Genomic DNA, 12832 nt, shown 5'->3' with positions numbered 1-12832 from the left:
TAAGGGTGGAAGGTGAAATGATGGCAAAACAACTTGCTTATGGTCGTCAGTGGAGTGCCACCCAATTGAGTACCGTTATGAATAATTATAGTTTACCACAGATTAAACAGCGACTAGCGTTTCAAATAGTTAATCAGCGTCTGGTATGTCAACGGTGTGGACAAGTGGTGAAAGAGCAAGCTCGCTTACCTGATGGTCGGTATTATTGTGCTGCTTGCTTGACCTTTGGGCGGTTAGTGGAAGGGGATCAGTTGGTTTACGTGCCTGAATGCAATCTGTTTGAGTCGATCGTAGAACCGCTAACTTGGTCGGGGACACTAACCCCTTTTCAAGCACAAGCCGCAAAGCAGATTGTTGCGGTCATTACCAAGCAACAACGCCATGTCTTAACTGCAGTGACCGGTGCTGGTAAAACTGAGATGTTATTTCAAGGCATTGCGACGGCTTTAGCTAATGGGCAGCGTGTGTGTGTTGCTGCGCCGCGGGTGGCGGTTTGTTTAGAACTCTATCCGCGCTTGCAAGCAGCGTTTGCTAACACACCAATCATGCTGATGCATGGGGAACAGACTGCGCCTTACCGGTATACGCCGTTAGTTGTTTGTACAACCCATCAGTTATTTAAGTTTTATCAGGCATTTGACACTGTCATTGTCGATGAGGTTGATGCGTTCCCATTTGTCAATAATCCCCAGCTTGAGATGGCTGTTAAACAGGCGTGTAAGCCATGCTGTGCATTGATCTATCTGACGGCGACACCAACTGTAAAGTTGCGCCATGCGATTAATACAGGGGATTTAACGGGTAGTGAGCTACCAATTCGCTTTCATGGTCACTTATTACCTGAACCGCATTGCTATCCCTTGTTTACGTGGCGGCGTTCAGTTAAACGGCATCAGTTACCATCCGTGATGCGCAACTTACTCAGGAAGTGTCTTCAAGAACAACGCTTATTATTATTTGTGCCACAGGTAAGGGATTTAGAGGCGGTTCAGCAGAGCGTTGTTCGGGCATTGCCACACATTACAGTGAACACGGTACATGCTGGCGATCCTAATCAATTAGACAAGATAGCGGCCTTTAGAGCAGGATGCGGGGACGTGCTGATTACGACGACAGTTCTAGAACGAGGCGTAACGTTTAAAAATATTGCGGTGTTTGTTCTTGGTGCAGAACACGTGGTCTTCACTGAATCAGTGCTTGTACAGATTGCTGGCCGAGCCGGACGACAGCAAGAGCATGCTGCCAATCCGGTTTATTTTTTCTACGCGGATTACACGGTCGCTATTCAGCGTGCGTGTCAACAAATTAAACGACAAAATCGAAAAGGACGGCGATTACAATCCACTGTTTAATGTGTGCGGCAGTTATCCTTGAACAACCCTCCATTGCATTGATTTGTTCATTGCGACCAGTCTATCCGGCGATGATCTGTTCACGTTGCATGGCACAGTTTGAACGGATTGGGCCGCAGTGTTGTTCAGGATGTGGTCGGCAAATGACAACCCAGGGGGTGTGTCCGGATTGCCAGAGATGGCAGCAACTGTATCCAGGCGAACAATTTACTAATCGAGCGTTGTTAACATACAACGAACCAATGCAACAGTATTTTCAACGCTATAAGGGACAGGGGGATTATCGATTACGTCACGTATTTCAACGGCTGATTCGAGAAAATTTTCCTGTGCAACGGCAAACGGCGTATATCCCAGTCCCGACTGATCCAACACATTTGCAAAGCCGCGGATTCAATCCGGTGGTAGGCTTATACGAGGACTGTTTTCCACTGACCCCATTGTTGCAGAAGCTACCAACTGAAAAAGGACAAGCACAAAAAAATCGTGCAGAGCGCTTAGCAACGCCGCAATTTTTTAAATGCGCGCAGAACATGCTGTTGGGTTCCAAGGTGCAACAGTTAATTTTGTTGGATGATATTTATACCACTGGGCGCACGTTATGGCATGCTCAGCAGTGTCTCCGCAAGCGATACCAAACGCTGCCAATTCACGCAATTACTTTAGTCCACTAGGACCATATTATTTGTGTGTTACGCGCAAATTATATATAATGAAGTCAGTAACAAAGCCTCGGGAAAGAATTGAGTTCCGAGCGACAAGTGCCCACAGGGGGTATTTGTGAAAGGGGAGAATTCATATGCTAAGTTTTAATGTTCGTGGTGAAAATATTGAGGTAACTGACGCAATTCGGAGTTATGTTGAAAAGAAAATCAGCAAACTCGAAAAATATTTCGATGATTCAGCGACCGCAACTGCACACGTTAATTTAAAAGTGTACTCCGATAAAACCGCTAAGGTGGAAGTCACCATTCCATTACCATACCTTGTATTAAGAGCAGAAGAAACATCGCCTGATATGTATGGTAGCGTCGACCTAGTTACTGATAAATTAGAAAGACAAATTCGTAAATTTAAAACAAAGATTAACCGTAAATCACGTGAACGCGGGATTAAAGGTATGGAATTAACGGTTCCAGAAGCAGAAGCATTACCAGAAGAATCAATGCAAGTCGTTCGAACAAAACGCGTTTCATTGAAACCAATGGATAGTGAAGAAGCAATCTTACAAATGAATATGCTAGGCCATGAGTTCTTCATCTTCGAAGATTCAGAAACAAACGGTACAAGCATTGTTTATAAACGTCAAGATGGTCGTTACGGTTTGATTGAAACTGATGAATAAGTGAACGTTAAGTTAGGGCTGGGACAACGATGAGTTGCGCTCAGCCCTTTTTTTGTAGCCATATAGATAATGGGGTTAATTTTTTACTGAATTGGCTGGATTGTTTACTGTGACAGGGTTTTATTTGATTGTAATAAATGGTAAAATGAATTGTTAGTAATCATATTGACTATATAAGAAATCGCTATTTAAGAACTCAAACGTATTTCTAGAGGAGAATTGACGCACATGGCAAACTTTCTAAAAACATGGGTAGAAAGCGATAAACGTGAAGTAGCGCGAATGGGCAAAATTGCCGATCAAGTTCAAAGCTATGAAGATGAATATAGTAATTTATCTGATGAAGCGTTGCAAGCTAAGACCCCAGAATTCAAAACAAGATTAGCAAATGGTGAAACATTAGACGATATTTTACCAGAAGCTTTTGCGGTTGCGCGTGAAGGTGCTAAACGTGTTTTAGGGTTATTCCCGTTCCGAGTACAAATTATTGGTGGGATTACGCTACACGAAGGTAACATCGCTGAAATGAAAACTGGTGAAGGGAAAACCTTAACGGCTACCATGCCTGTTTATTTAAATGCATTGGCTGGTAAAGGCGTTCACGTTGTTACCGTCAACGAATACCTTTCAAGTCGTGATGCAACGGAAATGGGTGAATTATATAACTGGCTCGGTCTTTCTGTTGGGTTAAACTTAAATGCTAAGACACCAGAAGAAAAACGCGACGCATACAACTCAGATATCACTTATTCAACGAATAGTGAACTTGGGTTTGATTACTTGCGCGATAACATGGTGGTTTACAAAGAAGAAATGGTTCAACGACCATTGAACTTTGCCATTGTCGATGAAGTGGATTCAATTTTAATTGATGAAGCGCGGACACCATTGATTATTTCTGGTCAAGCTGAAAAGTCAACAGCACTTTATATCCGTGCTGATCGTTTTGTTAAAACTCTAAAAGAAGAAACTGACTATAAGATTGATTGGCCAACAAAGACCATCAGTCTAACAGAATCAGGGATTGAAAAAGCTGAGGCTAACTTCGGCTTGGACAATTTATATGACACTGAAAATACAGCCTTGACGCATCATTTGGACGAATCATTACGGGCCAACTATATCATGTTAAAAGACATTGATTATGTGGTTCAAGAAGGCGAAGTCCTAATTGTTGACCAATTTACAGGTCGTGTGATGGATGGTCGTCGTTATTCAGATGGATTACATCAAGCGATTGAAGCCAAAGAAGGCGTTGAAATCCAAGATGAAACCAAAACAATGGCGAATATCACATACCAAAATTATTTTAGAATGTACAACAAGTTATCAGGGATGACTGGGACGGCGAAGACCGAAGAAGAAGAATTCCGCGAAATTTACAACATGGAAGTTATCTCAATTCCAACTAACCGCCCAATTGCCCGAATCGATAAACCAGATGTGCTTTATCCAACTTTGGAAAGTAAATTTAAGGCGGTTATTGAAGATATCAAGGAACGTTATACTAAGGGCCAACCAGTATTGGTTGGGACCGTTGCGGTTGAATCTTCAGAATTACTATCGCGATTACTAGATGAAAATAACGTGCCACACGCTGTTTTGAATGCTAAGAATCACTTTAAAGAAGCTGAAATTATCATGAATGCTGGTCAACGTGGTGCGGTCACTATCGCTACTAATATGGCTGGTCGTGGGACTGATATTAAATTAGGACCTGGTGTGACGGATTTAGGCGGTTTGGCTGTTATTGGGACTGAACGTCATGAATCACGCCGGATTGATAACCAACTTCGAGGCCGTGCTGGTCGTCAAGGGGATCCTGGTGTCACACAATTCTACATGTCATTGGAAGATGACTTGATGAAACGTTTCGGTTCAGAACGGATTAAAGCCTTCCTAGACCGGATGAAGATTTCAGATGACGATGCGGTGATCCAAAGTAAGATGATTACGCGTCAAGTTGAAGCCGCACAAAAACGGGTTGAAGGGAATAACTACGATACACGTAAACAAACCCTTCAATACGATGATGTGATGCGTGAACAACGTGAAGTCATCTATAAACAACGGATGCAGGTCATCATGGCAGAAGATAATTTGAAAGAAGTTATCATGCCAATGATTTCAAGAACCGTTAAACGGATTGTGCAATTGCATACACAAGGTGAAATGGGGAGCTGGGAATTAGAAGCAATCCACGCATTTGCCACAACTTCAATGGTCAGTGAAGAAGAATTACCAATTGAAAAATTACAAGGTAAGACTGCTGAAGAAATCGAATCATTATTGATGACCTTTGCAGAAAAGAATTACGCAACAAAACAAAAACAATTAGCAGATGCAGATCAAATGCTCGAATTCGAAAAAGTCGTTATCCTCCGTGTGGTAGATGAACGCTGGACCGATCATATCGATGCAATGGATCAATTACGCAACTCAATCGGATTACGGGGCTACGGTCAAATGAATCCATTGGTTGAATATCAAGAAGAAGGTTACCGGATGTTTGAAGAAATGATCAGCGACATCGATTACGATACAACCCGGCTCTTCATGAAGGCGGAAATCCGTCAAAATATTCGACGCTAACGCGTAGAAAATGGCTGAGGTAGTTAACTTAGCCATTTTTTAATGGGAAAAAATAGTGGAGGGACTAAAATATGGAATTAAGTGAAGCAAAACATCTTTTAGAAGCAATTGAAGCTAAAATAACGCAATTTAGGGGGTCACTTTGACTTAGATGGCCTGCAAGAAAGCATCGCGCAAAATGAAGCGCAAATGGCGGATCCCGATTTCTGGTCGGATCAAAAAGCAGCCCAACAGTTAATTGATCAAAATAACGCCATAAAGGAAAAATACGACTCCTTTATGCAACTTCAAGCGCAATCAGAAGAGCTACAAGTGACATTAGAGCTATTACAAGAAGAACCCGATGCTGAACTCCAGACGAGTTTTGAAGCTGATTTGACGGCTGTTCAAGCTCAGATGCAACAATATGAACTCGGACAATTACTATCGGGCGACTACGATAGCAATAACGCGATTGTTGAATTGCATCCTGGTGCTGGTGGTACGGAATCTCAGGATTGGGGTTCAATGCTTTTGCGGATGTACTTACGCTGGGCAGATGCACACGGCTTTACCGTTGAAACAGAAGATTACCAGGCCGGTGAAGAAGCTGGGATTAAGAGTGTGACCTTGATGATTAAAGGGCACAACGCGTATGGCATGTTACGTTCTGAAAAAGGGGTCCATCGGCTTGTACGAATTTCACCGTTTGATTCAGCTGGGCGCCGCCACACCTCGTTTTGTTCAGTCGATGTGATGCCGGAATTGGATGATTCGATTGATATCGAAGTCCGCACCGAAGACTTACGAATTGACGTCTTCCGTTCAAGCGGGGCTGGTGGGCAACATATCAATAAAACATCATCAGCCGTGCGGTTAACGCATTTACCAACTGGGATTGTTGTTTCATCACAGGCGCAACGGTCGCAATTGCAAAACCGCGAAACTGCGATGAATATGTTGAAGGCTAAATTGTATCAAAAAGAACAAGAAGAACAGGCGAAAAAAGCGGCTGCTATTAAGGGCGAACAGCTTGAAATTGGCTGGGGCTCACAGATTCGCTCATACGTATTCCATCCGTACACGATGGTTAAAGACCACCGGACCGACTACGAAACCGGAAACGGGCAAGCAGTCATGGATGGCGATTTGGATCCATTTATGTATGCCTATCTGCAATGGCAGTTGAGTCAGAAGAATCCCGACTAGCTGCAAAGAAATTGAAATATAAATGTAATCAAATTGTGATTATTTGAATAAATAGCATGCTATAATATAAAAGATTGCGGTTTTCATTGACAATAAATAATGATAACGACAAAAAAAGGAGTGTCCCCAATTGATTCGAATGACAAATGTGTCAAAAAAGTATCCAAATGGCGTGACAGCAATTAAGGATCTTTCGCTAACGATTGAACCCGGCGAATTTGCTTATATTGTTGGTCCCAGTGGTGCTGGTAAATCAACATTCATTAAGATGTTGTACCATCAATTAAAAGCAACGAGTGGTGAAATCGAAGTCGCTGGTTTTGATTTAATCGGTATGAAGGATCACGATGTCCCATACTTACGCCGTAAGATGGGTGTTGTTTTCCAAGATTTCAAGTTATTACCACGTTTAACGGTGTTTGAAAACGTGGCATACGCCATGGAAGCGATCGAGGCAGAACCTCAAGCAATCAAAGATCGTGTATTAGAAGTGCTCGAACTAGTTGGCTTGAAGGGTGAAATTCGTCGCTTTCCAAATGAACTTTCTGGTGGGGAACAACAACGGGTCGCGGTTGCACGTGCGATTGTGAACCGGCCAGATGTGTTGATTGCCGATGAACCAACGGGGAATCTAGATCCTGAAACGTCAGATGGTATTATGGATATTTTAGAAGCAATTAATGAACGTGGGACGATTGTCTTAATGGCAACCCATAACAAACAAATGGTGAACGAACGGACCCATCGTGTCTTAGCGATTGAAGACGGTCGCTTAGTTCGTGATGAAAAAGAAGGTGACTACGGCTATGAAGATTAGAACATTGAAGCGTCATCTCAACGATAGTTTTAAGAGTTTAAAACGAAATGGCTGGATGTCAATCGCAGCTGTTAGTGCAGTTACCGTAACGTTGTTATTAGTCGGGATTTTCTTTGCGATGATCTTCAACTTTAACAAGATTTCACAAGATATTGAAAATGATGTGCACGTGCGGGTTATGATTGAACGGGGCACAACAAGTAAACAAAAAGATCAGCTACAAAAGAAACTTGAAAAAATGGCGTCTGTTAAAGAAGTGACGTATTCAAGTCGTAAAAAGGAATTAAACAAGGTTGTTGGCAGTTACGGTCAATCATTTAAGATGTTTACCGGAGACGATAATCCGTTGTACGATGTTTACACAGTAAGTACGACAAAACCAAGTCAAACGATTAAAGTCGCTAAACAAGCGAAAAAATTGAAATACGTTTATGATGCCACTTATGGTGGGAACAACGCTAAGAAGTTGTTCAAGGTAATGAGTAGCGTCCGTAAATGGGGCGTTGGTTTTACTTTATTATTGCTCTTTGTGGCAGTGTTCTTGATTTCCAATACAATTCGGATTACGATTTTATCGCGGCGCGACGAAATCGGAATTATGCGTTTAGTTGGGGCAACTAACGCGTATATTCGCTGGCCATTCCTTTTTGAAGGGGCTTGGGTTGGATTACTTGGGGTAATTATTCCCATTATTGTAATCGACTTAGGTTATGGTTGGGTTTATCGTCATATGGCACTCAGCATGGCTTCAGCCGGTTATTCAATGTTGAAACCAGGAATTTTCTTATTCCAACTTGATTTAACAATGGCTGTGATTGGGATTGTGATTGGGGCATTAGGTTCTGTCATCTCAATGCGTCGTTTCCTTAAAATTTAAACTAAATTAGTGAAAGAGTGGCGAACATTAAATTGTTCGTCACTCTTTTTTTTTGAACCCTAGGCAGTTAAGGGGGCAAAATGCTATACTGATTGGGATAACTGCGAAATTCGGCAGCTGGAAATCGAGCGTGTGTCGTTGGAAACACGCACGGTATTTAAATATAGACGCTGGGGGTTTGTTGAATTGACGATGATCATTAATATTTTGCGACCATTACTAACGGCACCACTTTTATGGTTAGCGATTGTGTATGCTGGCTGGTTAGCGCATAGACGAATTAGCTTGGAACGGAAGACCTTTAGAATTGCGATTAATCCACGATGGATAGAAGTGGGCCATTTTGTGGGCCATGGGCTACTCGCAGGGCTAGTCTTAAGTTGCTGTACCTTAGTGTTAGGGGCGATGGTTAATATGCAATGGTGGCTGGTCTATCAACTAATCGCTATTTTGAGTTTGCTAGTGGCTGCTAGATGGCAAAACGTATCGGCAACCTTTTTAATCAGTGCTTTGGTCTACGCTGGTGCAACATTCATATGGCCCCAATATCAGATGGAAGGTCAAGCAAGTCTTTTGGCTGAATTATTGGTGATTATTGGGTTAGTGACCGTCATCAATAGTGTTTTACAACGTTGGGATGCCGAGGCAACTGTGACACCGCGTGTGATGACTAGCAAGCGAGGGCGGTTGACGGCCTTCTTTATGAGTCGACAAATTTATATTGCGCCGGTCTTTTTCTTAGTGCCAGGGGCAATTGATATGCCAAGTTTGGGTTTTTGGCCGGTCTTAAATATCGGGCATCAATCATATAGCTTGGTAATCTTGCCATTGTTATTGGGATTTAGTTTGAAAGCAGTCAAAGGCTTAATGAAATCAGTTGTTACTAAAAATGCCAATAGCTATTTGATCTTTGGCTTGTTGTTAGTTGGGTTTGGGTTAATTGCCGTTGCATTTCCGAACTGGATTATTGGCATGTTAACAGTTGCGCTAGTACTAAGCTGTGCATTACAATGGCGGTTGAGTAGACGCAGTGCCCATGAACGGCAGTTGCACTTTACGAAACCCTACGATGGCGTCTTTATCTTAGGGATTTTACGCGAAACGCCGGCTGCTAAAATGGGGTTGGTCGTTGGCGATACAATTGTTGAATGTAATGGCGAGGCTGTCTCAAATAACGATAATTTTTATCGGGCGATTCAAAGTCAGCCAACGTATTGCCATTTAAAGGTTCAAGATTTAAACGGTGAGTTCCGGATGGCTGAAGGCGCAATTTTTGCTGATGCACCACATGAGTTAGGCGTTGTATTATTCCCAGAGAATTAAGTAAATAAAGGGTGGCATGAATGAAGACAATTTTAGTGGTAGACGATGAACCAGCAATCTTGACATTATTACGCTATAACCTGGAACAAGAACATTTTAAAGTGATGACGGCAACTGACGGTGCACAAGCGCTGACGATGGCTTTACAGCAGTCGTTTGATTTTATTATTTTAGATTTAATGTTGCCTAAGCTAGACGGAATTACCGTTACCAAGAAGATTCGGGAGGCAAAGTTAAAAACGCCGATTATGATTCTAACGGCTAAGGATAGCGAAACCGATAAAATTGTCGGCCTCGAAGTGGGGGCAGACGACTATGTCACTAAACCATTTAGTCCACGCGAAATTATCGCGCGGATTCGGGCAATTGAACGGCGGACGGCACAGCCTGTAGCAGTCGTTGAAACGCACCCTAGTGATATTTTACAAGTAGGGGACTTAATGGTCGATGAAGGCGAAGTTGTGGCTAAAAAGGGCACTCAGAAGCTCCATTTAACGCCTAAGGAGTTCGAACTCCTTGTTTACTTTATGCATCGGATTAACAAGGTTCAAAGCCGTGAGAAACTCTTAAATGCGGTGTGGGGCTTTGATTATCCAGCCGAAACGCGAATGGTTGATATTCAAGTCAGTCATTTACGGGAAAAAATCGAAACAGATCCGCGTCATCCAGTTTACTTAAAAACGGTGCGTGGTTTCGGTTATCAATTGGAGGACCCCGACCATGACCAAACATGATCAATTTAGATTTTATCAGCTAGCCACTATTTTAGTGGCTGTTTACATAGGTTTTATTGTGCTTGTCAATTTGGTGATTGCCCAACAACAAGACGCGATGTTAAAGGAACGGGGTGCCGACTATGCGCTAATCATCAAACAACCACAGTTTGATCGGCAAAAGTGGTTACGCCAAAACGGCTTACAAGTTTTGACGCCAAAATCGCCGAATAAAACAAAGTTGCAAAAAGCAGCGACGGATATTGTCAATCGGAATCATTCTGCCGCCAATTTTAGTACGCGGCAAACAGTTAATAAGCAACCGTATTTGTTTTACGCACACCAAGCAGATCGGCCCAACTTTGTCTTAGTAGTGCCTCGGCAACAGTTCTGGCATACGTGGCCGAAGATTGCTTTATCGGTCACGATTGTCTATTTAATCGGTAGCTGGATTTTTCTATACCGTTTCTGGCGGCAACGCCGTCATTTCTTTGACCACTTGAAAATTTTAGTCGCTAATATTCATCATATTCGGCATGAAGAAGTGCCCGAACCGATTATTTTTCAAAAAGATGCGTCATTATATATCCTCGCGCAAGAAATTAATAAATTAAATGGTGATATGCGGCATATGCGGCAGAAGATTGCCATGCAACAGGGCAGTTTTGACCGCCTAATTGACCATTTACCGGTCGGCGTCATGGTGATTAACGAAAATCGTGAAGTCGTTTTGCACAATGAAGCAATGGATCGGTTATTGGAGACGACGATTGTTACTGAGAAACACCCCTATATTGATGATATCAAGACGTATGAATTAACACGGATGATTGAGCACACTTTTAGGTACCGAAAGAGTCATCACCAAGAAATTCAGTTGATTCAAAATCAAGAACGGTTTGTGGATGCGAATGTTGTCCAACTCAATACGGTTAAATCGAAATTCCAAGCATTAGTCATTTTATATGATTTAACCGATGTCCGGCGCGTTGAGCAGATGCAGTTGGATTTTGTCAGCAATGTGAGTCATGAATTGAAGACGCCGGTGACGGCTATTACAGGCTTTGCTGAGACGTTGTTAGCTGGTGCGGCGGAAGATCCTGCCACGCAAAAGCAATTCTTACAAATCATCTATGACGAAAGCACGCGATTAACTGCGCTGATTCAAGATATTTTGGCGCTTTCGCATCTAGATCGTAAGGACCAATCGCAAGAGCAACTTGTGAATGTATGTGAATTGGTGCAGGCTAATCTCGAACTGATGCAACAAAAGGCACAACAAAAGCAGTTACACGTCTCCGTTGATATTCCAACGGATTTAGCGATTAGAATTCAGAAAATGAAGTTTAATCAAATCTTGAAAAACCTAATCGCTAACGCCATCACGTATAATAAACAAAACGGCTCGTTGGTGATTGCCGTGCAACTTGAAAAAGATCAAATTGTTATCCGCGTTGTCGATACCGGTTTGGGCATTCCAAGTGACCTACAAGAAAGAATTTTTGAACGATTCTATCGGGTTGATCAAGCGCGCGCGACCCATAAGAGCGGGACCGGCCTTGGACTAGCAATTGCTAGCGAGATTACCGCCAGTTTAGAGGGGCAGTTGACCGTAGAGAGTCAATTAGGTGTCGGTAGTGAATTCATTTTGAAGCTACCAAACGCTTGATTTACACAAAATTTACATTTGATAGGCTTAGTTTTTACAAACCTTTTTTATAATGGAACTTACGAGGTTTAAATGGAATTCGTGGAGGATTAACATGCGCAAACGTAATGTTATTGGCTTATTAGTCACATTCAGTTTATTACTATTGGCTGGTTGCCAGTCTAAACAAAATGGTCAGTCCGTAACGGCGGTCGGCTCATCAGCCCTTCAGCCGCTGATTGAAGCGTTAGCTGAACAATACAGTGCTGATCACAGCGGTCAGTTCATTAACGTCCAGGGGGGCGGTTCTGGGACTGGCTTGAGTCAGATTCAATCTGGCGCTGTACAGATGGGGAATTCTGATTTATTTGCTGAAGAAAAGGCTGGCATTAAAGCGGACAAGCTGGTCGATCATCGCGTGGCTGTTGTCGGCATTACCCCAGTCATTAATAAGCAATTAGGGATTAAAAACTTGACATTGACGCAACTCGCGAAGATTTTTAGTGGCGAAATTGATAACTGGCAAGCCGTTGGTGGACCAGATCAGCCGGTTGTTTTAGTAAACCGAGCCCAAGGTAGTGGGACGCGGACGACGTTTGAACAATGGGTGATGAAGTCGCGCAAGACTAAACCCGCTCAAGAACAAGATTCAACGGGGATGGTGCGATCAATTGTAGCGAACACGCCAGGGGCCATCAGTTATCTTGCTTTTTCATACGTAGATGATTCGATTGCAACGGTTAAATTAAACGGCATTGCACCAACCGATGAAAACGTGATGACTAATGCATGGCCAATCTGGTCATATGAACATGTTTACACCAAGGGGCAACCAACTGGGTTAACAAAACGTTTCTTGGCGTATGTCTTATCAGATGAGGTTCAACATAAACAAGTCGGCAAGATGGGCTATATTCCAGTTGCTAAGATGACGGTTGAACGGTCGGTTGATGGCACAATTACAAAGGTTAAGTAGG

General features: G+C 42.8%; 11 protein-coding genes. All 11 read left to right on the top strand.

Annotation, left to right across the window (positions count from 1 at the left end; all coding sequences use genetic code 11):
* Nucleotides 1–17: 17 nt before the first annotated feature.
* The 11 genes from ACF1X7_RS04610 (at nucleotide 18) to ACF1X7_RS04560 (ending at nucleotide 12831) form a co-directional block, all read left to right on the top strand.
* Nucleotides 18–1352 carry a DEAD/DEAH box helicase gene (locus ACF1X7_RS04610; RefSeq protein WP_100069772.1) on the top strand — a complete coding sequence of 445 codons (1335 nt, stop codon included), beginning with the start codon at nucleotides 18–20 and terminating at the stop codon, nucleotides 1350–1352.
* An 89-nt stretch (nucleotides 1353–1441) separates the two neighbouring features.
* The gene (locus ACF1X7_RS04605) at nucleotides 1442–2026 is read left to right on the top strand and encodes a ComF family protein (RefSeq protein ID WP_052202761.1); all 585 of its coding nucleotides are present in this window, start codon (nucleotides 1442–1444) and stop codon (nucleotides 2024–2026) included.
* A 125-nt stretch (nucleotides 2027–2151) separates the two neighbouring features.
* The gene (gene hpf / locus ACF1X7_RS04600) at nucleotides 2152–2697 is read left to right on the top strand and encodes a ribosome hibernation-promoting factor, HPF/YfiA family (protein ID WP_004270226.1); all 546 of its coding nucleotides are present in this window, start codon (nucleotides 2152–2154) and stop codon (nucleotides 2695–2697) included.
* A gap of 228 nt (nucleotides 2698–2925) precedes the next feature.
* Entirely contained in the window at nucleotides 2926–5289 is a 2364-nt protein-coding gene (secA, locus tag ACF1X7_RS04595) for a preprotein translocase subunit SecA (RefSeq protein ID WP_004270228.1), read from the top strand.
* A gap of 71 nt (nucleotides 5290–5360) precedes the next feature.
* Nucleotides 5361–6477, top strand: a protein-coding gene (gene prfB / locus ACF1X7_RS04590) for a peptide chain release factor 2 (protein ID WP_099048118.1) whose coding sequence is annotated in 2 segments (ribosomal slippage) — nucleotides 5361–5432 and nucleotides 5434–6477 — 1116 coding nt in all. Because the reading frame shifts where the segments join, the coding sequence is not laid out codon by codon here.
* 130 nt (nucleotides 6478–6607) lie between these two features.
* The gene (gene ftsE, locus ACF1X7_RS04585; RefSeq protein WP_411162464.1) at nucleotides 6608–7294 is read left to right on the top strand and encodes a cell division ATP-binding protein FtsE; all 687 of its coding nucleotides are present in this window, start codon (nucleotides 6608–6610) and stop codon (nucleotides 7292–7294) included.
* Nucleotides 7284–8171, top strand: coding sequence for a permease-like cell division protein FtsX (gene ftsX, locus ACF1X7_RS04580; RefSeq protein WP_004270230.1), 888 nt, complete (start codon nucleotides 7284–7286; stop codon nucleotides 8169–8171). The genes ftsE and ftsX overlap by 11 nt, the downstream gene beginning before the upstream one ends.
* Before the next feature lie 192 nt (nucleotides 8172–8363).
* Complete coding sequence (locus ACF1X7_RS04575) at nucleotides 8364–9494, top strand: PDZ domain-containing protein (protein WP_237753423.1); 1131 nt, start codon at nucleotides 8364–8366, stop codon at nucleotides 9492–9494.
* A gap of 20 nt (nucleotides 9495–9514) precedes the next feature.
* Entirely contained in the window at nucleotides 9515–10228 is a 714-nt protein-coding gene (locus ACF1X7_RS04570; RefSeq protein ID WP_039099344.1) for a response regulator transcription factor, read from the top strand.
* Nucleotides 10215–11876 (top strand): two-component system histidine kinase PnpS, encoded by a 1662-nt coding sequence (gene pnpS / locus ACF1X7_RS04565; protein WP_064776958.1) that lies wholly within the window; start codon nucleotides 10215–10217, stop codon nucleotides 11874–11876. Before ACF1X7_RS04570 ends, pnpS begins: the two co-directional genes overlap by 14 nt.
* Before the next feature lie 94 nt (nucleotides 11877–11970).
* A complete protein-coding gene (locus ACF1X7_RS04560; RefSeq protein WP_039099342.1) occupies nucleotides 11971–12831 on the top strand; it encodes a phosphate ABC transporter substrate-binding protein PstS family protein in 861 nt (286 codons plus the stop codon).
* The last annotated feature ends 1 nt before the right edge of the window (nucleotide 12832 follow it).

The sequence above is a fragment of the Latilactobacillus sp. VITA-14 genome (assembly GCF_046580785.1).
In the GTDB taxonomy this organism is placed as follows: domain Bacteria; phylum Bacillota; class Bacilli; order Lactobacillales; family Lactobacillaceae; genus Latilactobacillus; species Latilactobacillus curvatus.
Note: the sequence above shows the minus strand (reverse complement) of the source record. Positions and strands in the feature narration are given on the sequence as shown.